The organism is Ruminococcus intestinalis, from assembly GCF_014288065.1.
Lineage (GTDB): Bacteria > Bacillota > Clostridia > Oscillospirales > Acutalibacteraceae > Ruminococcoides > Ruminococcoides intestinale_A.
The window spans coordinates 95,398-118,855 of record NZ_JACOPS010000006.1; the positions used below are offsets into that span (position 1 = coordinate 95,398).

Annotated in this window: 24 protein-coding genes and 2 tRNA genes; 4 read left to right on the forward strand and 22 right to left on the reverse strand. The window is 38.8% G+C overall.

The genetic code is table 11. The annotated features are described in order from the left end of the window. Nucleotides 1-10: 10 nt before the first annotated feature. From H8R91_RS11295 to purC, 4 genes are all read right to left on the reverse strand, one after another. Nucleotides 11-1,288, reverse strand: coding sequence for an adenylosuccinate synthase (locus tag H8R91_RS11295; RefSeq protein ID WP_022234733.1), 1,278 nt, complete (start codon nt 1,286-1,288; stop codon nt 11-13). Between the two features lie 46 nt (nt 1,289-1,334). Beyond that, complete coding sequence (gene purB, locus H8R91_RS11300) at nt 1,335-2,771, reverse strand: adenylosuccinate lyase (protein WP_022234732.1); 1,437 nt, start codon at nt 2,769-2,771, stop codon at nt 1,335-1,337. A gap of 30 nt (nt 2,772-2,801) precedes the next feature. After that, a complete protein-coding gene (gene purF, locus H8R91_RS11305; RefSeq protein WP_022234731.1) occupies nt 2,802-4,259 on the reverse strand; it encodes an amidophosphoribosyltransferase in 1,458 nt (485 codons plus the stop codon). Between the two features lie 74 nt (nt 4,260-4,333). Then, on the reverse strand, nt 4,334-5,041 hold the full coding sequence (purC, locus tag H8R91_RS11310; RefSeq protein WP_186936318.1) for a phosphoribosylaminoimidazolesuccinocarboxamide synthase: 708 nt from the start codon (nt 5,039-5,041) through the stop codon (nt 4,334-4,336). A gap of 231 nt (nt 5,042-5,272) precedes the next feature. Here purC and H8R91_RS11315 point away from each other — a divergent pair. Then, nucleotides 5,273-5,359, forward strand: a tRNA-Leu gene (locus H8R91_RS11315). A gap of 144 nt (nt 5,360-5,503) precedes the next feature. Next, a complete protein-coding gene (locus tag H8R91_RS11320) occupies nt 5,504-5,659 on the forward strand; it encodes a hypothetical protein (RefSeq protein ID WP_186936319.1) in 156 nt (51 codons plus the stop codon). Between the two features lie 39 nt (nt 5,660-5,698). On the opposite strand, the gene H8R91_RS11325 is transcribed toward H8R91_RS11320, so the two are convergent. The 15 genes from H8R91_RS11325 to H8R91_RS11395 form a co-directional block, all read right to left on the reverse strand. Then, complete coding sequence (locus H8R91_RS11325) at nt 5,699-6,577, reverse strand: YitT family protein (protein ID WP_249376447.1); 879 nt, start codon at nt 6,575-6,577, stop codon at nt 5,699-5,701. After that, a complete protein-coding gene (locus H8R91_RS11330) occupies nt 6,567-6,992 on the reverse strand; it encodes a Mini-ribonuclease 3 (RefSeq protein ID WP_022234727.1) in 426 nt (141 codons plus the stop codon). Before H8R91_RS11330 ends, H8R91_RS11325 begins: the two co-directional genes overlap by 11 nt. A 12-nt stretch (nt 6,993-7,004) precedes the next feature. Next, on the reverse strand, nt 7,005-8,276 hold the full coding sequence (gene obgE / locus H8R91_RS11335) for a GTPase ObgE (RefSeq protein WP_186936320.1): 1,272 nt from the start codon (nt 8,274-8,276) through the stop codon (nt 7,005-7,007). A gap of 210 nt (nt 8,277-8,486) precedes the next feature. Beyond that, the gene (gene rpmA / locus H8R91_RS11340) at nt 8,487-8,771 is read right to left on the reverse strand and encodes a 50S ribosomal protein L27 (RefSeq protein ID WP_022234725.1); all 285 of its coding nucleotides are present in this window, start codon (nt 8,769-8,771) and stop codon (nt 8,487-8,489) included. A 4-nt stretch (nt 8,772-8,775) separates the two neighbouring features. Continuing rightward, nucleotides 8,776-9,093, reverse strand: a complete 318-nt coding sequence (locus H8R91_RS11345; protein WP_186936321.1) for a ribosomal-processing cysteine protease Prp — start codon at nt 9,091-9,093, stop codon at nt 8,776-8,778. A gap of 2 nt (nt 9,094-9,095) precedes the next feature. Continuing rightward, nucleotides 9,096-9,404: a 50S ribosomal protein L21 gene (gene rplU, locus H8R91_RS11350; protein ID WP_186936322.1), complete on the reverse strand. Its 309-nt coding sequence runs from the start codon at nt 9,402-9,404 to the stop codon at nt 9,096-9,098. Between the two features lie 119 nt (nt 9,405-9,523). Then, entirely contained in the window at nt 9,524-10,375 is an 852-nt protein-coding gene (folD, locus tag H8R91_RS11355) for a bifunctional methylenetetrahydrofolate dehydrogenase/methenyltetrahydrofolate cyclohydrolase FolD (protein WP_186936323.1), read from the reverse strand. After that, a complete protein-coding gene (gene lgt, locus H8R91_RS11360; RefSeq protein ID WP_186936324.1) occupies nt 10,317-11,183 on the reverse strand; it encodes a prolipoprotein diacylglyceryl transferase in 867 nt (288 codons plus the stop codon). The genes folD and lgt overlap by 59 nt, the downstream gene beginning before the upstream one ends. Further along, nucleotides 11,183-12,466 carry an EF-P 5-aminopentanol modification-associated protein YfmH gene (yfmH, locus tag H8R91_RS11365; protein WP_186936325.1) on the reverse strand — a complete coding sequence of 428 codons (1,284 nt, stop codon included), beginning with the start codon at nt 12,464-12,466 and terminating at the stop codon, nt 11,183-11,185. The genes lgt and yfmH overlap by 1 nt, the downstream gene beginning before the upstream one ends. 22 nt (nt 12,467-12,488) lie before the next feature. Next, nucleotides 12,489-13,763 carry an EF-P 5-aminopentanol modification-associated protein YfmF gene (yfmF, locus tag H8R91_RS11370; protein ID WP_186936326.1) on the reverse strand — a complete coding sequence of 425 codons (1,275 nt, stop codon included), beginning with the start codon at nt 13,761-13,763 and terminating at the stop codon, nt 12,489-12,491. A 148-nt stretch (nt 13,764-13,911) separates the two neighbouring features. After that, entirely contained in the window at nt 13,912-14,781 is an 870-nt protein-coding gene (locus H8R91_RS11375) for an ABC transporter permease (RefSeq protein WP_186936327.1), read from the reverse strand. Next, the gene (locus H8R91_RS11380) at nt 14,781-15,698 is read right to left on the reverse strand and encodes an ABC transporter ATP-binding protein (RefSeq protein ID WP_022234717.1); all 918 of its coding nucleotides are present in this window, start codon (nt 15,696-15,698) and stop codon (nt 14,781-14,783) included. The genes H8R91_RS11375 and H8R91_RS11380 overlap by 1 nt, the downstream gene beginning before the upstream one ends. Beyond that, nucleotides 15,676-16,125 (reverse strand): DUF3021 domain-containing protein, encoded by a 450-nt coding sequence (locus tag H8R91_RS11385; protein WP_186936328.1) that lies wholly within the window; start codon nt 16,123-16,125, stop codon nt 15,676-15,678. The genes H8R91_RS11380 and H8R91_RS11385 overlap by 23 nt, the downstream gene beginning before the upstream one ends. A gap of 13 nt (nt 16,126-16,138) precedes the next feature. After that, nucleotides 16,139-16,576 carry a LytTR family DNA-binding domain-containing protein gene (locus tag H8R91_RS11390; RefSeq protein ID WP_186936329.1) on the reverse strand — a complete coding sequence of 146 codons (438 nt, stop codon included), beginning with the start codon at nt 16,574-16,576 and terminating at the stop codon, nt 16,139-16,141. Nucleotides 16,577-16,727: 151 nt separating this feature from the next. Beyond that, nucleotides 16,728-17,474 (reverse strand): dockerin type I repeat-containing protein, encoded by a 747-nt coding sequence (locus H8R91_RS11395; RefSeq protein WP_186936330.1) that lies wholly within the window; start codon nt 17,472-17,474, stop codon nt 16,728-16,730. Nucleotides 17,475-17,686: 212 nt separating this feature from the next. Between H8R91_RS11395 and H8R91_RS11400 the strand changes: the two genes are divergently transcribed. Together H8R91_RS11400 and H8R91_RS11405 are read left to right on the forward strand one after the other, a co-directional pair. Further along, nucleotides 17,687-17,771: transfer RNA gene (locus H8R91_RS11400), tRNA-Leu, on the forward strand. A gap of 302 nt (nt 17,772-18,073) precedes the next feature. Continuing rightward, nucleotides 18,074-18,577 carry a hypothetical protein gene (locus tag H8R91_RS11405; protein ID WP_186936331.1) on the forward strand — a complete coding sequence of 168 codons (504 nt, stop codon included), beginning with the start codon at nt 18,074-18,076 and terminating at the stop codon, nt 18,575-18,577. A gap of 256 nt (nt 18,578-18,833) precedes the next feature. Here H8R91_RS11405 and H8R91_RS11410 read toward each other — a convergent pair whose 3' ends face one another. The 3 genes from H8R91_RS11410 to typA all read right to left on the reverse strand — a co-directional run bounded on the left by H8R91_RS11410 (nt 18,834) and on the right by typA (nt 23,417). Beyond that, nucleotides 18,834-20,486: a S1C family serine protease gene (locus H8R91_RS11410; protein ID WP_186936332.1), complete on the reverse strand. Its 1,653-nt coding sequence runs from the start codon at nt 20,484-20,486 to the stop codon at nt 18,834-18,836. Nucleotides 20,487-20,715: 229 nt separating this feature from the next. Further along, nucleotides 20,716-21,594 (reverse strand): 3'-5' exonuclease, encoded by an 879-nt coding sequence (locus H8R91_RS11415; protein ID WP_186936333.1) that lies wholly within the window; start codon nt 21,592-21,594, stop codon nt 20,716-20,718. Further along, nucleotides 21,594-23,417 carry a translational GTPase TypA gene (gene typA / locus H8R91_RS11420; protein WP_022234710.1) on the reverse strand — a complete coding sequence of 608 codons (1,824 nt, stop codon included), beginning with the start codon at nt 23,415-23,417 and terminating at the stop codon, nt 21,594-21,596. The genes H8R91_RS11415 and typA overlap by 1 nt, the downstream gene beginning before the upstream one ends. Between the last annotated feature and the right edge of the window lie 41 nt (nt 23,418-23,458).

Genomic DNA, 23,458 nt, shown 5'->3' on the forward strand with positions numbered 1-23,458 from the left:
CGTCCTTTGTTTATCTGTAAATAATATCATTTCTTGATGGACCGTTAGATACAATCTTAATCGGCACACCAATCTGCTCTTCTGCAAATTCAATGTAGTCACGACATTCCTTAGGAAGTTTGTCATACTCTTTAATGCCGGAAATTGAACATTTCCATCCCTTTAATTTTTTAAGAATAGGCTTACATCTCTTAAGTTTTGTTGTTGATGGGAAGTAATCGATAACTTCGCCGTCAAGCTCATAACCAACACATACAGGAATCTCGTCAAGATAGCCGAGAACATCGAGAACGGTGAATGCAACCTGTGTTGCGCCCTGTACTTTACAGCCGTAACGGGTAGCAACAAGGTCAAGCCAACCCATTCTGCGAGGTCTGCCTGTTGTAGCACCGAATTCGCCGCCGTCGCCGCCTCTTCTTCTAAGCTCGTCTGCCTCTTCACCAAAGATTTCAGAAACAAATTCACCTGCACCTACTGCGCTTGAATAAGCCTTAACAACAGTGATAACTTCTTTAATTTCATAAGGCGGAATACCCGCACCTACTGCGCCGTAACCTGCAATTGTGTTTGAAGATGTAACCATAGGATAAATACCGAAGTCGGTATCCTTAAGTGAGCCAAGCTGACCCTCTAAAAGAATATTCTTACCATCTTTAAGTGCATTATGAATAAACTCAAAAGTATCTCCTACATAAGGAGCAAGAGCCTCTTTGTACTCCATAAGTTTATCAAATACTTCTTCCTCTGTAATCTCAGGCTTATTGTAGAGATTCTTAAGAATAGCATTTTTAATGCCAAGTGCGTGTTTGATTTTTTCTCTTAATGAATCAGGGTCATCGTAAAGCTCGTTAATCTGGAAACCAATTTTTGAGTATTTATCTGAATAGAATGGAGCAATACCGCTCTTTGTTGAGCCAAAGGAATTTTTGCCGAGGCGCTCCTCCTCGTAACAGTCAAAAGCAACATGATAAGGCATAACTATCTGCGCTCTGTCTGAAATAATAATCTTTGGCTTCGGCACGCCTCTGCTCTCAAGGTCTGCGATTTCTTTTACGAAATTTTCAACGCTGAAAGCTACGCCGTTACCAATAATATTAGTAATATTCTGATGAAATACACCGGATGGAAGCTGATGCAAAGCAAATTTGCCATATTCGTTTACGATAGTATGACCTGCATTTGCACCGCCCTGAAAGCGAATTACAATGTCACTGTCATTTGCGAGAACATCGGTAATTTTGCCCTTACCTTCATCTCCCCAGTTTGCACCTACTATTGCTTTAACCATAATTTGTAAAACTCCTTAAATATATAAATACAAGTGTATATAAATTTTATACATTGATTTCAGGCTTATCTGATTCAATGTCAGCATACTTGTCAAGAACAGGCTGAACCAACTCTGCGAGGAAGTCCTCTGTCTGCTCTTTTGCTCTGCCTGTATATTTCTCCGGCTGTAAAATCTTTTCGAGATCCTCTAAAGTTACGCCGAAAGCCTCATCGTTAGCAATTCTTTCGAGAAGGTCGTTTTCGCCGCCCTCTTCTTTGATAACCTTAGATGCAGCCATTGAATGAACACGAATTTTCTCATGGAGCTGCTGTCTGTCAGCACCTCTGTACTTAACTGCGTCCATCATAATATTCTCTGTAGCCATAAACGGAAGTTCTTTTCTTAAACGCTGCTCAATAACCTTTGGATATACTACAAGACCGTCTGCAACATTTGCATAAAGTGAAAGAATACCGTCAACGGCAAGGAATGCCTCCGGAATACTCAAACGCTTGTTAGCAGAGTCATCGAGAGTTCTTTCAAACCACTGTGTCGCAGTTGTGAAATAACCGTTTAATACATCACACATTACATAACGGGAAAGTGAACCTATACGCTCCGAACGCATTGGGTTGCGCTTATAGGCCATTGCAGATGAACCGATCTGATTCTTTTCAAACGGTTCTTCAACCTCTTTAAGATGCTGTAAAAGGCGAATATCATTTGAGAACTTAGACGCACTCTGTGCAATTCCGGCAAGAACATTGAGAAACTGCGAATCAAGTTTTCTTGAGTAAGTTTGACCCGATACCGCAAAGCAAGAATTATAACCCATTTTTTGAGCAATTTTCTTGTCAAGTGCCTTACATTTTTCGTGATCGCCCTCAAAAAGTTCTAAAAAGCTTGCCTGTGTACCTGTTGTACCCTTTGAACCGAGAAGTTTAGCTTTTGAAAGCTGATACTCAACATCTTCAAGGTCCATAAGTAATTCCTGCAGCCAAAGAGTAGCTCTCTTACCGACTGTAGTCGGCTGTGCAGGCTGAAAATGTGTGAATGCAAGTGTAGGAAGAGCCTTGTACTCATCTGCAAACTTTGAAAGATTGCGGATTACGGTAATAAGCTTATTTCTGATAAGCTTTAAGCCCTCTGTCATAATGATAATATCTGTATTGTCGCCGACATAACATGATGTTGCTCCAAGGTGAATAATGCCTTTTGCATTAGGGCACTGTACACCGTAAGCATAAACATGTGACATTACATCATGACGAACAAGTTTTTCTCTCTCTTGAGCAACTTCATAGTTGATGTCGTCAGCGTGTTCCTTAAGTTCGTCGATCTGCTCTTGAGTGATAGGAAGACCAAGCTCCATCTCTGCCTCAGCAAGAGCAATCCAAAGTTTTCTCCAGGTACGGAATTTCATATCGGGAGAAAAAATATATTTCATTTCCTTGCTTGCATATCTTGCAGACAAGGGTGACTCATAGGTATCCTTAATCATATTAGTAAATCCTTTCAGAATGTAGGTTTATCAGCATTTTTTATCAAAATTCATACCGCCACGCTCTTTGCCCTTAAAGGTCTTTTTTGTGGTTTCAGCAGGATAATTACCGCTGAAACAAGCATCACAAAAGCCTATCGGAGCATTGTGCAACATTTCACGCAGGCTGTCTGCGGGAAGATAACCGAGTGAATCCGCACCGCTTAGCTGACGGATTTCTTCAACCGTATGGTTGCAGGCAATAAGCTCTCCCCTTGACGGAATATCCGTACCGTAGTAGCAAGGCCACATAAACGGCGGTGAACTTATACGCATATGAACTTCTTTGGCACCTGCTTCACGGAGCATAGTGACAATTCTGTCAACGGTAGTACCACGCACGATGCTGTCATCAATAATGACCACACGCTTACCCTTTATTTTATCTGCAATAGGGTTAAGTTTTATGCGCACACTCTTCATACGCTCTTTCTGACTGGGTTTAATGAAAGTTCTGCCTATATAGCTGTTTTTTACAATAGCTTTTTCATAAGGAATTCCGGATTCTTCGCTGTAGCCTATGGCGGCGTCAATACCCGATTCAGGTACGCCGACTACCATATCTGCCTCTACCGGAAACTCCCTTGCCAAAATTCTGCCTGCCTGTTTTCTTGCCTCATAGACGCTGATACCGTCAATAAAGGAGTCCGAGCGGGCAAAATAAATATATTCAAAAACACAAAGTGACTGCTTCTTTTCTTCTCCGAAATCCGGTTTAATACTGCGGATTTCTTTATTGTCAACAACCACAATTTCACCGGGTTCAATATCTCGGATAAATTTTGCTCCGCATGCGTCAAGAGCTGCGCTCTCACTTGCAAATACCACGGAATCATTATACTTACCCATACAAAGCGGACGGAAACCGTGCGGGTCACGGGCGGCAATAAGTTTTCTCGGACTCATAACAAGCAGAGAATATGCACCCTTAATAACCCTCATAGTACGGGCAACCGCCTCTTCAACAGAATGACATTTCAGTCTTTCCCTTGCAATAACATAACAGATAGCTTCAGAGTCGATAGTTGTCTGAAAAATAGCACCTGTCTGTTCAAGCTGACTGCGTATTTCGAGAGCGTTGGTAAGGTTACCGTTGTGAGCAACGGCAAGCGTACCTTTTACATAACGCATAACGAGAGGCTGTGAATTTTCAAGTACAGAGCCTCCGGCAGTCGAATAACGGACATGAGCAATACCCATCTGACCTTGTAAAGAATCAAGAATACGGTTATTAAAAACCTCGGTAACAAGTCCCATATCCTTATGGTAATCTATTACACCATCATCGGTAACGGCTATACCGCAGCTTTCCTGTCCACGGTGCTGCAAAGCCAGCAGACCGTTGTAACAAGCATAAGCAGGGTTAATTGTACCGTCACCAAATATTCCGAAAACACCACATTCCTCGTGCAGTCCTTCTTTTGCGTAATTATCGAAAGAATTTTTCAAAAAGCGCCACCATCCGTAAAAATATCAAACTAATGCCCTAAAAGGGATTTGTAAATGTATATTTAAACAGAATATTAAGCCAAGCCGATACGCTTCATCATCTCGGCATAAGCCTCTTCAACACCGCCCAAATCACGACGGAAACGGTCTTTGTCGAGTTTTTCCTGAGTATCCATATCCCAGAAACGGCATGTATCAGGTGAAATCTCATCAGCAAGAAGAATCTGACCCTTATATCTGCCGAACTCAATCTTAAAGTCGATAAGGTCAACCTTACACTCCTTAAAGAAGTCAATCATAATCTCGTTAATCTTGAGAGCATACTTTGAAATAATATCAATCTCTTCTTTTGTTGCAAAACCGGCTGCAAGAATATGATATTCATTTACCATAGGATCGCCGAGTGCATCATCCTTATAGCAGAACTCAAGAACAGGAGTTTTCATAGGTGTGCCTTCAGGAAGACCAAGTCTTTTTGAAAGGCTGCCTGCTGCCTTATTTCTTACAATAACTTCGAGAGGTACAATTTCAACTTTTTTAAGAACAGTATCTCTGTCATTGAGCTCTTCAACGAAATCAGTAGGAATACCCTTTTCCTCAAGAAGCTTAAACATAAAGTTGCTCATACGGTTGTTTACAACACCCTTACCGATGATTGTGCCCTTTTTCTCACCGTTAAAAGCAGTAGCGTCATCTTTGTAAGAAACTATACAGTAGTCAGGATTCTCTGTAGAAAATACTTTTTTTGCTTTACCTTCATAAAGAAGCTCTTTTTTATCCATTTTGACATTCCTCCATAAATTGCAGCCTTGACTGCTAATAAAAATACAGATATATTATAATATAATTTTTTTAAATAAGCAACTAAAATGATATTAAAAATTAAAAAAATGTAGAATTTCCTGTTTTTATGCTATTTTATATTCGATATTAGAATATTTATTAAATTTTAAAAAGATTTAAAATATATACTTGATTTTTTATAATATATACTGTATAATTAATTTGTATTTGCCGGTGTGATGGAATTGGCAGACGTAGCGGACTCAAAATCCGCCGGTAGCGATACCGTACCGGTTCAAGTCCGGTCACCGGCACCATGAAAAGGTCTATTGTCGTAAGACGATAGACCTTTTTACTAAAGCAAAAATACCAAAACAAAATGTTTGACTTACGAACGGAAAATTTAAATGCAAATTCATAAACCCCTTGATTTATCGCAAAATAAGTCAAGGGGTGATTTTATGTGTCATAGAACCGGAGGCAAAAATAATTCAAATTCATTGCCCACTGTAAACGGTGAAAATAAAAAGACTGCTACCGATAATCAATGGGTAACTACAGGGCACAAGCCGCTTGATGACAAACGAGAAAGACAAGACGGACCGGGCGGAAATTAAAATTATTTTCTTTATGTAAAGTCGAAAACCGACATCAGCTTAAGAGCCGATGCCGGTTTTTGTTATAAAGCCTTTGCCCTTGATAGAGCCGGCTGTAGTTACTATAATAAAAGCTCTTTTATCCACACTTTTTACGGTGTTTGTAATTTTATATACCTGATGCGGTCTGACAGCACACATAATAACTCTTTTCGGCTTGCCGCTGTATGCGCCCTCACCGTTAAGCAAAGTTATTCCTCTGTCATTTTCAGTCATAATCATACTGCAAATTTCTGCGTATTTATCTGTAATAATAAACATAAGTTTACCGTTATCTCTCGCAACACCATATGAAATGGTGTCAATAACTTTAATACTGAAAAATATTGTAACCACAGCATACAAAACACTTTCAATACTGTTATATACAAAGAATACCATTATAAGCACAAGTGCGTCTGCTGCAAAAATAAGATTTCCTGTTGAAAAATACGGGAAATGTTTGTGCAAATTCAGAGCAACAATATCCGTGCCGCCTGTCGAACCGCCACGCATAAATATCATTTCAAGTCCGACACCGTTAAGTATTCCGCCAAATATCGCAACCAAAATTCTGTCGCCCGTATAGGCAGTCATAATCGGTGTAAATACATCTATAAGTATTGAAGCGAATACCGTGCCTGCTATTGTTTTTGTAAGAAATGAAATGCCGTTTTCAACAGCGCCCCATATAAACAAAGGAATGTTCATAACTAACACCATAGTACCTATAGGCAAACCGAACATATGATTAAGCATTGTAGCCACACCTGTAAGTCCGCCCGGTGCAATATCGTTAGGAGCCGTAAAAACCACAACAGAAGTTGCATAAACAGCTGCTCCTGCAAGCATTATTGCATAGTCGGCAACCGCAGTCTTAATATCAAGCTTATTTTTCACAATTACCACTTCCATTTAGCGAAATATGTAAAATAATATCAAACAACTCAGAAATTCTTTCTTTTTCATTTTTTAAATATAAGTATCCGAAAAGGCTCTCAAGTCCCGTAGCACTATGGTAATCTGCCACAGTGCCGTTTTTCGGAGTACATTTAGGGGCGGCATTTCTTCCTCTTTTATATACCGATAATTCTTTTTCTGAAAGATGCGGTATTAAAACTTTGGCATACTCTGCCTGACTTTTGCAATTAACAAAGCCAACCTTTATTTTGTTAAGCTCACCTACAGGGCGGTTGCTCTGTCGTACAAGATATGCACGAACAAGCAAATCGTACACACCGTCGCCTACAAACGCAAGCGTAAGCGGAGAAACCTCGTCTGCATAGGTATGCTCAATTATATTCTCATTTTCCATACAAACACCCTGTTAGTCAACAAAATCAAATTCAAGCTCATATATTGAAACCGTGTCGCCCTCGCCACAGCCTTTTGCTCGAAGTGCGTCAATTACACCGTTATCAATAAGAACTTTTTGGAAATAGTTAAGGCTTTCGTAATCATCGAAATTAATGCCTTTCATAACCTGTAACAGCCAGTCCGCCTCTACAGTATAGATACCATTAACATTCTTTACGGTAACCGAATGATCTTCAAAATCCTCTGCTGTCACAATCGGAGCAGGTTCTGCCTCATAATGAGTAATCGGAGGAAGTTTTGAGAGCATTTCTCTGATTTTATTTAACATAGGATCAACATCATAACGAATTGCCGCCATAATCGGGAAGAAATCATAACCTTGTGCCTCAACATAAGCCTTGAAATCCGCTATCTGTTCATCAGTTGCCATATCGCATTTGTTTCCCGCAACAATCATAGGTCTTTCCGCAAGCTCGGGATTAAACTTTTTAAGCTCATTGTTAATGGTTTCAAAATCTTCTTTCGGATCTCTTCCCTCCGAACCTGAAACATCAACAATATGAACGAGCATTCTGCAGCGCTCAATATGGCGTAAAAACTGATGTCCAAGACCTGTTCCCTGCCATGCGCCCTCAATAAGTCCGGGAATATCAGCCATTACAAAAGAAGAACCCTCACCCATTGATACAACACCAAGTACAGGTGTAATGGTTGTGAAATGGTAGTTTGCAATAAGCGGTTTTGCCTGTGAAACTACGGATACAAGTGTACTTTTACCTACATTAGGGAATCCTACAAGTCCGACATCCGCCAAAAGTTTAAGTTCAAGAGTAACATTAAACTCTTCTCCGGGTAAACCGGGTTTTGCAAAACGGGGAACCTGACGAACAGGAGTAGCAAAATGCGGATTACCCCAACCGCCTTTACCGCCTCTCGCAACAATATACGGCTCTGAAGATGATACATCGGCTAAAACTCTGCCTGTTTCCTCTTCTTTAACAAGTGTACCGAGAGGAACACGAATTATTAAATCCTCTGCATTTTTGCCTCTGCAGCGACCGCCTCGACCGTTTTCGCCTTTTTTTGCAAGGTATTTGCGTTTATATCTGAAATCGGCAAGAGTTGAAAGATTAGTGTCTGCAACAAACACTACATTTCCGCCTCTGCCGCCGTCACCGCCATCGGGGCCGCCTGCCGCAACATATTTTTCTCGGTGAAACGATACTGCACCGTCACCGCCGTCACCGGCTTTTATATATATTTTCGCTGTATCTACAAACATCTCTGCTAACCTCCAAATGACGAATTTATTTCTAATTCATAATTTATAATGCGTGATTAATTCATTATCAAAATTTGCCGAAAATCACGATTTAAAATTAAGTATTATGAATTGTAAACCCATTTTTATTATACCCTCAAAGTACAATAAAAATCAATACCTAACAAAAAAGGGTGGATAATAAATATCCACCCTAAGATAATGCGCAAATTACTGCTCAACAGGATAAACGCTTGCACGCTTTCTGTCCTTGCCTACACGCTCAAACTTTACAACGCCGTCGATCTTTGCGAATAATGTGTCGTCTGAACCGATACCTACGTTGTTACCTGGATGAATGTGAGTACCTCTCTGCTTAACAAGGATGTTGCCTGCGAGAACCTTCTGTCCGTCTGCACGCTTTACACCAAGACGCTTTGATTCACTGTCACGGCCGTTCTTTGTAGAACCCATACCTTTTTTATGAGCGAAAAGCTGAAGATTTACCTTAATCATTACCTTACACCTCCGAAATAATAACTTTAATATACTTTTTGTACTGCTTTTGTAAAGCAGATAAGTGAAGCCATAAGCCCTCAATTAAATGAGATGCCTCTGTTGCTTCGTTACTGCTCAGGTTTAAATTAATAAAACCGTCGCTGTCGGTAACCTCTGCATCCGTATGCAGAACATCGGTGATTGTATTGGCTGTCATAATTGCCGCAGAGCTTACGCCTGCGCAAACAATATCAGGACCGCTGGTATTGAAATCAGCATGACCGGATATTTTAAAGCCTTTAAAATAATCAGCCGATTTAAAAAATGTTACCGTAATCATTCTCAGATCTCGATTGAAGTAATCTTAACCTGTGTGTAAGGCTGTCTGTGACCCATTGCTCTCTTCTCGCCTTTCTTTGGCTTGTAAGTAGCAACTCTGATTTTCTTGCCTTTACCGTTCTTTAATACCTCTGCAGTAACCTTTGCACCCTCAACAACAGGAGTGCCAACCTTAATGCCGTCATCTGTGCCAACAGCAATAACATCGAATGTTACTGTATCGTTTGCCTCTGCGTTAAGCTTTTCAACGAAGATAACCTGATCGTTTGTTACCTTGTACTGCTTACCGCCTGTCTGAATAACTGCGTACATTTTAGTACCCACCTTTACATATGTCTCGCTATCTGCAGGTAGAGAATAACTCATTTAACAACCCACAATATGCGGCTTATATAGCATAACACAAATATAATTTGTTGTCAACCTTATTTTTACAGGTTATTCTGAATTTTTGCAGCCTTTACAGTGTTTTTCATAAGTGTTGCAATTGTCATAGGACCAACACCGCCCGGAACAGGTGTTATGTATGAACATTTGTCCTTTACATTCTCAAAATCAACATCACCGCAAAGTTTGCCGTTTTCATCTCTGTCCATACCTACATCAATTACAACAGCGCCCTCTTTTACCATATCTGCCGTAACAAACTTCGGTTTGCCTACCGCTGCAACAAGAATATCTGCCCCGCTGCAAACCTCTGCAAGATTCTTTGTGCGGCTGTGGCAAATTGTTACAGTGCCGTTTTCGTGAAGTAAAAGCATTCCCATAGGTTTGCCTACAATATTGCTTCTGCCGATTACAACACAATTTTTGCCGCTGACTTCAATATTGTAATAATGGAGCATTTCCATTACGCCGGCAGGTGTGCAAGGGAGAAAATCATACTCGCCGAGCATAATTTTACCTACATTTACAGCATGGAACGCATCAACATCTTTGAGCGGATTTATTGCCTCAATTACTGCCTTATCATCAAGATGCTTTGGCAATGGGAGCTGAACGAGGATACCGTTAATGTCCTTTTTCTCGTTAAGTGTTTTTACGAGGTCTAAAAGCTCTTCCTGTGTGGTTTCGGCAGGCAAAGCATATTCCTCGGAATGAAATCCTACAAGTTCGCAGGCTTTCTTTTTATTATTTACATAAACTCTCGACGCAGGGTCGTCACCTACAATGACAACCGCAAGTCCCGGGGTAATCGAATATTCTTTCTTTAAAAGCTCGGTTTCATTTTTTACTTCTTGCTTTACCTGAGCCGATACCTTTTTTCCGTCTATAATCTGCATAAAAACTGTCCTTTCTCTTAATGTTTATCAAAAGCATAACTATACCTACAATAAAAATAATTGCCGACAAAAGCTGAGATACTCGCACCGCATTGCCAAAAATTTGGAAGTGCATATATAGGCTGTCTGTTCTGAGTCCCTCTACTATCATTCTTTCAAAGCCGTACCACACAAGATAGCTGAAGAAAATCTGTCCTGCATATCTTTGTCTGTATTTACCATAGAAATGTAAAATCACAAATCCGAGCAGACACCATACCGATTCATAGAAAAAGCACGGGTGAACCGCAACATTGTCTGTACCCTGACTTACCATTCCCCACGGTAAATCGGTAGGTGCGCCGAATGCCTCCTGATTCATAAAATTGCCCCATCTGCCTATTCCCTGTCCGAGCAAAAAGCCCATCATAGCAATATCGAGAATCGGCATAATTTTCATTTTTTGAATTTTTGCAACCGTAAGACCGCCTAAAAGCGCACCGATAATGCCGCCGTAAATTGCAAGACCGCCGTTGTTTATATAGAGAATTTCAATCGGATTTTTGCCGTAATAATCCCATTCAAAAAAGCAATAGTAAAGTCTTGCGCCAATAATACCCGTTATGATTCCCACAAGAATACAATTAATCAGCTTATTGCCGTCAACATTGTATCGTTTGGAACTGACATAGGCATAAAGCACTGCAAGCAGAAGTCCCGACGCAATAATTATACCGTACCAATAAACCGGATAATTACCAATGGTAAAAGCAACAGGATTTACGGTAAATTCAAGACCAAGTCCCGGAAACGAAACATTATAGTCCATTACTTTTCACCGTCCTGAATTGGCTTTACAATCGACAAAGTACAGTTATTTACATCAAGCATACAATCAAGTCGCTTTGTAACATCTTCTATTGTAGCGTTTGCGATTTCATCAATATAGTCAAACATATTATTGCCTTTGAAATGGTAGTCGGCAAGAATATTTGAAATTGTATCTACAGAATTGAGAGATGCAACTGTATCGCCGTAAATTGATTTTTTGGCAATTTCAAACTCTTCCTTATCAATTCCGTTTTCTTTAAGTTTAACAATATAATCCTTAATCATTTCCGCTGCTTTCTGCGGTTCTCTTGACTCACCGCCAAAGATAACCGAACAGTAACCGGGGCCGTCAAACAGTTCATAAGAGAACGAGCTGTTAATAAGGTTTGCATCAAGCAATTTACGATACAATTCACTTGTTTCAGATGCTAAAAGGAATAGCAAAATATCTGTATGAGCCGCCTGTGCGTCGCCTTTTACGCAATCCGCTTTTTCCTTAAATCCGAGATTAAATATAGGCATAGAAACAGAAAATTCCTGTTCTACATACGGCTTAACAATTTCGTAAGGCTCGTTTTCAAATACATTGTGAATAGTATGTTTTTCACTCGGTTTCAAAAGTCTGTCGGCTGTTTTTAAAACCTTGTCGACAGTAACATTGCCCGAAACGCAAAGCACCATATTGTTAAGGTTGTAGAACACATTATACACTTCGTATAATTTTTCGGCTGTAATTTCAGCAATGCTTTCAACCGTACCTGCAATATCAATCTTTACAGGGTGATTGTGATACATATTTTCAAGCATATTGAACATTACTCGCCAGTCAGGTGCATCATCATACATTTTGATTTCCTGACCGATAATACCCTGTTCCTTAGCTACGGTCTGCGCAGTAAAATACGGTGACTGAACAAAATCAAGTAAAATTTCAAGACTTTCATCAAATTTTTCTGTACAAGAAAAAAGATAGCAGGTCTTTTCAAAACTTGTATAAGCATTGGCATTTGCACCTGTTTGTGCATAACGAACAAATGCGTCGCCGTCTTCGCTTTCAAAAAGTTTATGCTCAAGATAATGCGCTATACCGTCAGGTACGGTAATTGTTTCGCCGTCATCTACGGAAAACTTTGTATTAATACTGCCGTAGCGTGTACCGAAAATAGCATAAGCCGAATTGTATCCCTCTTTTGGATATACATAAATTGTAAGTCCCGACGGATGATTTATTTTATAATATTTTTCTGCAACTCTTTCAGATTTTATTTCTTTAATATCCATTTAACACACTTCCTTTCGCAGTTTATTTATTTTTAAGAACATATACAGTATCAAGTGTGAGCTTTTTGGCTGCCTCTACAATTTCTTCCTTTGTAACTGCATTATATTTTGCCGCAAGTTCTTCAATGCTGTTAAAACCGTCATTTATAAACTGTGAAGAATACCAGTTGTCTATACCGGCTGTGGTATCGTTGGATGTACGGAATCCGTTTACTATTGCACGCTTTGTAGCCTCAATTTCAAAGTCGGTGATATTGCCGTTTTTCATATCTTCAACTTCTTTGAGAATTGCTTTCTCGGTTTTTTCAATATTTTCATTGAGTACGCCGCTGTCAACAATCATAAGACCGTTAATAAAATTGTAGCTTGCCGCACAGTAGTAGCAAAGGCTCTGCTTTTCTCTTACATTGTTAAAAAGTTTTGAGTTGGCGGTACCTCCGAGAACAGCGCACATAAGTCTGCCTGCAATCCACTCTTTTTCGGTATCTGTACAGCCGACACCCGAACGGAAACCGAGTACAAGTTTTGACTGTGAAACATCCATTTCTTCAACAACACGCTGTACTTCGTCCGCACTCTTGACATAACTCATATCAACCTTGCAAGGTGTTCTGTCAATCTTGCTGTATGCGTCTGTAAATACTTTTTCCGCTTTGTCGGCACCGCTGTCACCGATATAGAAAATTTCCACAACAGAGTCTTTTAATAATTTTTTCCACGCATCCACAAGGCTTTCGGGAGTAATCTTTTTGATTTCTTCAACACTGCCGTAACGCTTGATTCCGCAGGTTTCGTTTTTAAGCATATTTGAAAGCATTGTGCTTATCGCATAGCCACGCTTATCGTTAAACTCTGCGTCAATAGCGTCAAGCAACTGTCTGCGTTCCTGCTCAAAATCATTATCATTAAATTTACCGTCGGTAATGTTAGGATTAAAGATAACCTCACACAAAAGCTTTGAAATTTCCGCTGAAATGATTTCGTCGGTAAACACATATCTGTCGTCAATACCAACCGCTGTAAAAGTCAGCACCTGATAAGCGCCTGTCTTTTTTACGCTTGATACAATATCTGTTCCGTAAAGAGCGCTGAGCTTTTTGCTGAATTGAGTAAAATCAGGGTAAGCCTTGCAGGAGCGTGTAAGCAATCCACGCAAAAGAGCATTGTGTGCCGCATCCTCAACATTTAAAGGTACATACAGATTAATGCTCATTCTGATTGTTTTAAATCTATTTACCTTGATGTTGTTAAAAGCAACACCGTCGGCAATAATTTTTCTTTCAATAGAATTCATCATATCATCTCCGAATCTATAATTTGGTTTTTCCAATCTAATATACATTGTTTAGTATAACATAATTTTCAAAGAAATAAAAGCATTTATATAAAAAATAAGAGCATTGTATGTAAACAACGCCCCTATTATGTATATTATTTAAAATAAATTACTTCTTTTTTCTTCTTGCCACAAAAGCTGTCAGTACAAAGAAAACCGCTGCGGTTGCAACAAGAACAATTATGCTTTCAAAATCAGTAACCGTATGGTCGCCGAACGAATAGATTATACCCATCTCGGAATTAATCTGATCAATTACATCAGGTTTTAATTCGGCAGGTACAGATTTAGTACATTCGGTAATTGCACTCTCTGTAAAAATCTGTCTTAACATACTGCCCGCATGAGAAATCGGAAAACATTTTACTGCAGTTGCAACCGAATCGGGCAACGAACCTACAGGAATATAAATACCTGTAATAAATCCGGAAATTGTACCTATAACTGTACATACGGCGGTATATGCGCCCTCGGTTGTTATAAACATTGCAATAAACATAACAATAGAAGTTGTCGCAAGGTCGTCAATTGCAATTATGCCGACAACCTTAAGCATATTCAAAAGGCTTAATAATTCTCCGCCGTTTACAACTATGTATATTTCACCGAGAATAAAACCTATCAATGTAATAAAAAACGAAATCAAAGCAAGACTTAAAATATATCCGAGAGTTATTCTGCTGCGGCTTACAGGCGAACAGTAAAAGTCTTTAAAAAGTCCTTTTGACCTGTCGCTTACTATTGATACCGCACCGAGAGATATTGAAAGCGGCATAATAGAAATAATACCTGCCATTATCCAACCGTCTGTAAGAAGTCTTGGACTGTCAAGTCCTATACCCTCAAAACCTTTTGAAAGTTGATCTCCGAGAAAAAGCGCATACAAGCCGATGATTATAAACACCGTAAGCAAAGACGCAAGCCAAGCGCCCTTGTTTCTGAAATATATTTTAATATTTCTTTTTACCAAAGCAAGCATTACTTTATCTCCTTTCCTGTAACAGCTACAAATAAATCATCCATTTTACCCTTCTGAACTTCAAAATCAAATATGTAATCCTTTAGCTCATTGACTATCGGCAAAGCTGCAAAAGTTGACTTAACGGGAATTTTTACGGTTTCTTTCGTAAATGTGTATTTCATATTTTTTGACTTCAGTATCCTTTCAATATCCGCCATTGTACTGTCTTTATGGTATATTGTAAGCATATCCGAAACATATTTGCTTTTAAGTTCAACGGGAGTTCCTTGCGCTGCAATTTTACCCGAATCCATAATTACAACATATCCTGCGTTCTCTGCTTCTTCAAGATAATGAGTGGTAAGAAAAACCGTCATTCCGTATTCTTTTCGTAAATTACTTACGGTTTCCCATACCGAAAGTCTTGTTTGCGGGTCAAGTCCTGTAGTCGGTTCGTCAAGGAATAATATTTTAGGTGTATTAATCAACGCTCTTGCAATATCTGCTCTTCTGCGCTGACCGCCCGAAAGTTTACCGTACGGTCTGTTCATAAAATCGGTTGCACCCGATTTTTCGATAGCATCGGCAACTGCATTTTTCAAACTTTTACCTTTTAAACCGTAAAAACTGCCTCGTATTGAGAGGTTTTCTTTTACGGTAAGCAGCGGGTCAAGCAAACTTTCCTGAAATACCGCACCGATTTCGGCTCTTATTTTTGAATCTTCTTTTCCGAGTATTCTTCCGCCGATTTCAACTCTGCCGCCGTCAGGCTTTAAAAAAGTATTCAATATACTTATGGTGGTTGACTTTCCCGCTCCGTTCGGTCCTAAAAATGCAAACAGACTGCCTTCTTCAACATAAAAACTAATATTGTCAACAGCCTTTAAATCGCCGTAAGTCTTTGTTAAATTTTCAATTACTATTGCTTTTTTCATTGCTGTTTCTCTCCTTTAATATTTTATTAATCGTATTTGAATCTGCTTTCATTCTCAACATATGAATTGTAAACACTATCAAAAACACCGCAATAATTACACCTGCCGCAATCAGCAAGTCTGACATTACAAAATCAAACCAACCGAATATTGCTCCGCCTACTACCATAACCACGGCAAAAACTTCTAAAATATCTATTATGCTTACAGTCAACAAACTAAGTTTGAGTTTAAAACCCTTTGACAATATCATGTCGGTCACAAACATTAATACAGAAATAACCAATGCGACAATAAAGCATTGAATCACGCTGTATGCATTAAAAACAAAACCGCTGCCTAAAAATACATTGAGCAAAGCAAGTATAAGTGTTTGCCAAGCAAATGAATTTACAAAAACAGAAAAAAACTGACTTAATTTATTCATTGTTCTATCCCCTTTACAGTCCAAATTTACTTTTAAAATCTTTTAAATAATGTCTGTTTACAATCTGAACTTCTCCGTTATTCATATGTACTTCCATTTTTCCGTTAAGCAATGGCTTTACACTCGTAAGTTTGCTTATATTAAGAATACAATTTTTACTTATCCTTACAAAATCAGATTGCGGTAAAAGCTGTTCTGTCTGATAGAGTTTGTAATCGGTTTCATACACCTTATTTTGAGAATAAATAAATGTCTTTTCATCAACGCTTTCTATGTAATAAATCATTTCAGCAGATATAAGAAATGTTTTATCATCAATTCTGCCTGTCAGCTTTGCATTGTTATGTTCAAGCTCGTCAAGCAGTCTTTTTAAATTCTCGTCAACAGCCGCACATTTAACCGTAATCTCGGTTTCGGTAACCGTGCTGTCTTTAATTATCTTTATCTTCATATATTCCCTCTGTGAAGTTAAATTCATTTATTAAGTACATTTATAGAATAGCAGAAATTGTATTCAATTTAAAGTATTTTTAGGTAAAATGCAGAATACAAAGGTTAAGTTGCATAAAAAATACCGCCAACCTCTCGGTCAGCGGTAAAAATCAGTTCCAATAGTCAAAAAACAGTACATTTTCGTATTTTGTTATGTAATTTTGAGTTGAATGCCAATTGTTCGGATAAGCGTTATAATACTCATCTGTACACATTACAAGTATACGGTGCTGAACAGCGTTACCGCCATTGTCAAAAACATATGACACGGCATTTTTAGCGTTTGCGTTTACATTTTCTCTGTATCCGTCATACCCCATACCGCCGTTGGCAGATGATTTTCTTAAATCCATAGGATTTTTGCAATATCCGTAAACAAGAGCATCCCTTATACACTGTGCAATAAATACAGAACCTGCATAAGAAGTACCGAACTCACCCATTACAATTTTTTCTATGTAAGCCCTTTCTTTATCGGAAAGTTTATATGTTCTTCCCTTATAACTGCTGTCAATTTTATTTGACGGTAATTTAATTAAAAATGAATTAGCTGCACTTGCTCCGCTGCTTGTACCTCCGCTTGACGCATTCATAAGAATATTTTGCAAAGCGGTTACATCATTAATATCAATTTTGCCGTCACCGTTAATATCCGCACGCTTTTCATATGCATCGGTCCAATTACTTCTGTTCCCCGAAATTCTTAACTGCAAAGCGGTTACATCAGATACTGATACCTTTCCGTCGCCGTTCAAATCATAATTACTTTCTGCCGCAAAAGCGGTAACAGTAAGAAGGCTCATAAACAAAGTTACAGCAAGAACACAAGAAACAAATTTATTTATTTTTTTATTCATATTTTCTCCTTCACAATACCTTTTATTCTGTTATTTACTGATGTTTTTCAACATCACAACAGTTTTATTATAACACATAAAAATACAAATTGCAAATTTATTGCTTCTGAAATGTATTTTTTCAAAAAAAGTGTTGACATTTGTAAATTACGGTGGTATAATAACACTCGTTGATTGAGAGGAAACAATCTCAATACAAAAACTTAATATTAGCGAGTGTGCTGGAATAGGCAGACAGGCACGTTTGAGGGGCGTGTGTTTCACGACGTACGGGTTCAAGTCCCGTCACTCGCACCATAAAAACAGATTAACTTTCTTATTAATCTGTTTTTTTGTTTTACAAGCAAATTGATAACGGGACTTGAAGGCGACCGTTAAGAAAACAGTCCTGTGGACTGTTTTTAGGGAGAGCGTTGATGATATTTATAATTTTTGCAAGCCGCATCAAACGAGGCAGAAAGTTTACTTATTTTTTAACTAAGTCACTCGCACCATAAAAAACAGATTAACTTTCTTATTAGTCTGTTTTTTTGTTTTACAAGTATGGTAATTTTTAGATATATTATTACTAAATCTTTTCTGTAATAAAGGAGAATAATATGGGACTGTTTGATAAATTTAAAAAGAAAAATAACGAAGAATACATTGATGATGTAACTTATATCAGAGATATAAAGCATATTCAATCAGGGCCTTGGCATCAATATGATGTGCTTTTGGCAGCGCAGGGCTATGGATGGGATTATATGATTAGCTCGGCTGATTATATGGCAGCCGCTGACTTGGAAAATATATCACAAGTAACGAGCGGTTTTATTGACTCAGAAGATACCGATATTACAGAATTATACAAAAAGAGCAACTGCAAATGCAGTGAAACAGAAGAATTAAAAAACGAAGCGGCAAGTCTTTCTGTTGCTGGAATAAGCAAAACTTTAAAAGCACCAATGAAAATAGTATGGTTTAATCAAACACAGGTTTTACGATTCTTTACAATAGTTGATGATGAAACACTTATTAAGAAATACATTGAAACTGTTATTCGTCGTACTTTTGGAACAAACGATGCTATGAAATTGGCAAAACCTATTCCGAAACAGTAAATTTTATTATTTAGCATAATCCATTCGAAAAACATTTATAAAAGTTTGATCAACCTTTCAAAGGTTGTGAGTGTGGGCAAAGCCCACAAATACTTTTTGCTACCGCAATTTAATACACTAAACCATAATAGGGCTGACGCTTTGTCTGCCCTATTATTTTTGCAAAACCGCTAAACAGCACAACAGCCGGTGCAAAACGCATCGGCTGTTGTGTATGGAGAGATTAGAATGAATTATTTATATATAAACAGCAGCATTACCATCCAAACATCTGTGACCAAATAGAGTCGTCACCGGTTGAATTTTCGCTGTCTGATGTCGGAGTAGTGCTCTTTTGTGAGCCGTTAGTGATTTGAGAATTGCTTACCGCAGGTATATATTCTTCAAGTACAAATGAAATTGTCTTACTTGTTCCTCTGCGGCTTACAGTAAATGTAACTGTGTCGCCTACTTCTGCTTTTTCAAGTGCAGTAGTAATGTCCGATGACGAAGAAACATCTGTATCGTTTACCTTTGTTACAAGGTCACCTCTTGTAACTCCTGCTTTTTCGGCATTTGAACCGGAATCAACAGAAAGAACATAGCAACCTGTCTGATTTACACCGTAATAGAAAGCTGTTTCGTCAGAAGTAATATCTGTAAAGTCAATACCAAGATCAACCTTACCTGTTACATAACCGTATTCTTTAAGGTCACTTAAAATATCAAGTACATTGTTAATCGGAATAGCAAAAGCAATACCCTCAACTTCGGTTGCACTCTGCTTTGCGTTTACGATACCGACAAGTTCACCGTTTGCATTAAAAAGTCCGCCGCCGGAATTACCCGGGTTTACCTGTGCATTTGTCTGCAAAAGTGTCATTTGTGTATCTTCAATAGTAACCTTTCTTGCAAGTGCACTGATGATACCGTCTGTGACTGTACCGCCAAGTTCACCGAGTGGGTTGCCGATAGCAACTACATAGTCACCTACCGCAAGACTGTTGCTGTCACCGAAAGTTGCAGGCGAAAGTCCTGTTGCACTAACCTTTAACAAAGCAATATCATTATCTGAATCACTGCCTATGATTGTTGCATCGTACTCTGTGCCATCTCTAAGTCTTACCTTAACAGAATTTGCTCCGTTAATTACATGGTTATTTGTAAGAATATAACCGTCTTGAGAAATAATAACGCCTGAACCCGCACCCTGCTGAACATACTGTTGAGCAAATGAACCCGTTACAACGCTTTCTGTTGAAATTTCAACAACACTGTCGGCTGTCTTTTTAACAATTTCAGAGGTTGAATTTGCCTTAGATGTACTTGAAGCAGTTGTGGTTGTGCCGCTGTTGCTTGTTTTGGTAATATTTAAACTGCCGCTTGTACTGGTATTTACCTTATTTGCAAAATAACCGCCGCCAAAGCCAAGTCCGCAAGAGAACACCATTGTAACTGCAAGTGCTATTGCAATACCGCCTCTTGATATTGGTTTTCTCTGTTTTTTAGGTTTTTTAGCCTTAGGCGGTTTTGCGTTTGCCGAATGATTGGGAGCAGTACCGTACGGTTGAGAATTATATACATTCTGTGACTGTTGGTTCTGTGCAGTGTAACCGTTTGATTGATAATTATCATAAGCGTTTGTATTTGGATTTTGATAATTATTGCTGTATCCCGAACTTGTATTCTGTGAAGAATATTGAGTAGGCTCGTTATATCTGTTAGGATTATGCGAAGCGTCTTTATTATTGCCGTTTACATATGAATAATGGTATTCTGTGCTGTCTGACTTGTTGTCGCTTTTATCGGAATTCCATTCATATGAAGCCTCTGCATTCTTCTGCGGAATGTCTGTGTTGCTTTCAGGTGTATTTTCAGCATTACCTGAATAGATATCATTGAATTCATTTGGATTTTTATTATCAAGCATTTTTTAGTCCTCCTTAAATGCTGTGTCTTTCGTATCTCTTACGATGTATATATAATAATTTTGCCAAGTGAAAACTATATGAACTCGTTTTGAAATAAATATGAAATAAATTGAAATAACAATGAAACCAAATTCACATTCTATTCTTAAAAATGCCGAACAGTCTTAGTCTGACCGTTCGGCATTGGTTTTTCTATATGCTGATATATGTATAGAAGGTATTATTATACTAAGCCTTATTTTCGCTGTTTTCGTCAACAGGCTTTTCAACATACTCGACTATACGCTTTCTGACGGTAACTCCGTCATATTTCTTTTTAAAGGAAACTTTACCCGTAAACTTTCTTCCGCACTTTTTACACAAAAAGGGAGCAACAAAACTTTTGTTTTTTACTTTCCAATTTGCCTGTCTTGCAGCCTGCCTTCCGCAAGCATCGCAATTAAAGCGCATACTGCGTTTATCAATCTCCGGATTATTAATATCTGTAATAAAATGATTTTTATACAGCAGTCTGTCATAAAATTCGTGAGCCGTTGCATCTTTGATAAAATCTTCTATCGGATAATCCTCGACAAAATGTTTCATACACTTTAATGTAAGCTCTGCGTCGGCATATGCACGGTGCTGTTCTTCAACATCAAAGTTAATTGCGAGCATATCTGCGCATACGGATAATCCGAGTTGAGAAGATTTATCATTTACGGAAAGACATTTTTCACAATAATCCTGCACATTGCAATAGCTTGTGAGAAAAGGCAGCTCAGGCCTATGAGCATAGTACATATAATTCTCAATCAATGCAAGAATGTCGCTTGTACCCCATGTCACCAAAACGCAATCGCCGCAGAATTTTTTAAATTCAGAAACAGCGTGCATAAATGTACAGCCGTTTTCTCTTAATTCTTCGTTGGTGATTTTGGTTAGCTTTTTAACCTTTGAACAAAGTTTTTTGCCTATCTGCGGAGAAATAAGCATTTCAAATCTGTCAATAATATTCAGATTTTCGTCAGTTTTAACTGCCCCGAACTCAATTATCTCATTTACAAATCTGTGTTCTTTACTGCTGTATGAGCCGTTCCATTCAAGGTCTAATACTACAAAACTCATTATTTTTTATGGAATGCCTGTTTCATTCTCTGTTCCTTAGAAAGAATACGCTTACGCATACGGATATTTTCGGGAGTAACCTCTACAAGCTCATCATCTGCAATAAACTCAAGACACTGCTCAAGCGAAAGAATTGACGGTGGTGTAAGTTTAAGTGCATCATCAGAACCTGAAGCACGGGTATTTGTGATATGCTTTTTCTTACATACATTAACTGTAATATCTTCTGACTTAGGGCTTGCGCCTACAATCATACCCTCATATACAGGAACACCCGGGCCGACAAAGAGTCTGCCTCTCTCCTGTGCCGCATACAAACCGTAAGTTACTGTTTCGCCTGTTTCAAAAGCGATAAGCGAACCCTGATGACGGGTTACGATTTCACCCTTGTACGGCTCATATCCGTCAAACACATGGTTCATAATACCGTTACCGTTTGTATCTGTAAGGAATTCGGGACGGTAACCCATAAGACCTCTTGACGGAATACGGAACTCAATGTGAGTAGAACCGCCCTCACGGGTGCCCATATTAATAAGTTCAGCTTTTCTTGAACCGAGTTTTTCCATAACTGCACCTACATAAGCGTCAGGTACTTCTATAATGAGCATTTCCATAGGCTCGTTCAACTTGCCGTCAATCATCTTTGTGATAACCTGTGGACGAGATACCTGGAACTCATAATTCTGGCGGCGCATTGTTTCAATAAGAATTGAAAGGTGAAGCTCGCCTCTGCCCGATACTTTAAATGTATCCGCACTGTCTGTTTCTTCTACTCTTAACGCAACATTGGTTTCAATTTCCTTGAAAAGTCTGTCACGAAGATTTCTTGATGTAACATACTTACCCTCTCTGCCGGCAAACGGAGAGTTATTTACAATAAAGTTCATTGATACGGTCGGTTCGTCAATCTTAACAAACGGGAGCTGTTCAATATTCTCAGGGTCGCAAATTGTTTCACCGATATTAATATCCTGAATACCGCTTACGCAGATAAGATCACCCATTTCAGCAGTTTCGCTCTCAACTCTCTTAAGTCCCTCATACTGATAAATCTTACCGATTCTTGCGTTCTTTGTTACATTGCCGTCTGTATGACAGATTGCGACGCTCTGACCTGTTTTTACAGTGCCTCTCTCAACTCTGCCTACACCTATTCTACCCACAAACGGATCTGAATCTATATTTGAAATAAGAATCTGAAGTCCGCCCTCTGCATCTCCCTGCGGAGCAGGAATTTCATTTATAATAGCCTCAAAAAGAGGTTTCATATCTGTACCGGGCTGATGCGGATCAAGGCTTGCATAGCCGTCACGGCCCGATGCATATACTACAGGGAATTCAAGCTGATCCTCGTCAGCGCCAAGCTCGATAAATAGGTCGAGAACTTCGTCAACAACTTCTTCAGGTCTTGCACCCGGACGGTCAATTTTATTGACTACAACCAAAGGCTTTTTGCCAAGGCCCAAAGCCTTTTTAAGAACGAATCTTGTCTGCGGCATACAACCCTCGAAAGCGTCTACAAGAAGTACAACGCCGTCTACCATCATAAGTATACGCTCAACCTCACCGCCAAAGTCGGCATGACCGGGGGTGTCAACAATATTAATCTTAATGCCGTTGTACATTACAGCGGTGTTTTTAGAAAGGATTGTAATGCCTCTCTCTCTTTCAAGGTCGTTAGAATCCATTACTCTTTCAGCCACATTCTCATTTGCTCTGAAAACACCGCTCTGTTTTAAGAGCTGATCAACGAGAGTTGTTTTACCGTGGTCAACATGAGCGATAATAGCTATATTTCTCAAATTTTCTCTTGTTTCCATAAAATTATCCCCCTATAAAAATCTAAGTTCAAATATCCTAC

Bases quoted from the DNA above. Each gene is read 5' to 3' on its own strand.
- H8R91_RS11295 (WP_022234733.1), bottom strand. From the start codon at position 1,288: ATGGTTAAAGCAATAGTAGGTGCAAACTGGGGAGATGAAGGTAAGGGC.
- purB (WP_022234732.1), bottom strand. From the start codon at position 2,771: ATGATTAAGGATACCTATGAGTCACCCTTGTCTGCAAGATATGCAAGC.
- purC (WP_186936318.1), bottom strand. From the start codon at position 5,041: ATGGATAAAAAAGAGCTTCTTTATGAAGGTAAAGCAAAAAAAGTATTT.
- H8R91_RS11320 (WP_186936319.1), top strand. From the start codon at position 5,504: ATGTGTCATAGAACCGGAGGCAAAAATAATTCAAATTCATTGCCCACT.
- H8R91_RS11330 (WP_022234727.1), bottom strand. From the start codon at position 6,992: ATGGAAAATGAGAATATAATTGAGCATACCTATGCAGACGAGGTTTCT.
- obgE (WP_186936320.1), bottom strand. From the start codon at position 8,276: ATGTTTGTAGATACAGCGAAAATATATATAAAAGCCGGTGACGGCGGT.
- rpmA (WP_022234725.1), bottom strand. From the start codon at position 8,771: ATGATTAAGGTAAATCTTCAGCTTTTCGCTCATAAAAAAGGTATGGGT.
- H8R91_RS11345 (WP_186936321.1), bottom strand. From the start codon at position 9,093: ATGATTACGGTAACATTTTTTAAATCGGCTGATTATTTTAAAGGCTTT.
- rplU (WP_186936322.1), bottom strand. From the start codon at position 9,404: ATGTACGCAGTTATTCAGACAGGCGGTAAGCAGTACAAGGTAACAAAC.
- folD (WP_186936323.1), bottom strand. From the start codon at position 10,375: ATGCAGATTATAGACGGAAAAAAGGTATCGGCTCAGGTAAAGCAAGAA.
- lgt (WP_186936324.1), bottom strand. From the start codon at position 11,183: ATGGACTATAATGTTTCGTTTCCGGGACTTGGTCTTGAATTTACCGTA.
- yfmH (WP_186936325.1), bottom strand. From the start codon at position 12,466: ATGGATATTAAAGAAATAAAATCTGAAAGAGTTGCAGAAAAATATTAT.
- yfmF (WP_186936326.1), bottom strand. From the start codon at position 13,763: ATGATGAATTCTATTGAAAGAAAAATTATTGCCGACGGTGTTGCTTTT.
- H8R91_RS11375 (WP_186936327.1), bottom strand. From the start codon at position 14,781: ATGCTTGCTTTGGTAAAAAGAAATATTAAAATATATTTCAGAAACAAG.
- H8R91_RS11380 (WP_022234717.1), bottom strand. From the start codon at position 15,698: ATGAAAAAAGCAATAGTAATTGAAAATTTAACAAAGACTTACGGCGAT.
- H8R91_RS11385 (WP_186936328.1), bottom strand. From the start codon at position 16,125: ATGAATAAATTAAGTCAGTTTTTTTCTGTTTTTGTAAATTCATTTGCT.
- H8R91_RS11390 (WP_186936329.1), bottom strand. From the start codon at position 16,576: ATGAAGATAAAGATAATTAAAGACAGCACGGTTACCGAAACCGAGATT.
- H8R91_RS11395 (WP_186936330.1), bottom strand. From the start codon at position 17,474: ATGAATAAAAAAATAAATAAATTTGTTTCTTGTGTTCTTGCTGTAACT.
- H8R91_RS11405 (WP_186936331.1), top strand. From the start codon at position 18,074: ATGGGACTGTTTGATAAATTTAAAAAGAAAAATAACGAAGAATACATT.
- H8R91_RS11410 (WP_186936332.1), bottom strand. From the start codon at position 20,486: ATGCTTGATAATAAAAATCCAAATGAATTCAATGATATCTATTCAGGT.
- H8R91_RS11415 (WP_186936333.1), bottom strand. From the start codon at position 21,594: ATGAGTTTTGTAGTATTAGACCTTGAATGGAACGGCTCATACAGCAGT.
- typA (WP_022234710.1), bottom strand. From the start codon at position 23,417: ATGGAAACAAGAGAAAATTTGAGAAATATAGCTATTATCGCTCATGTT.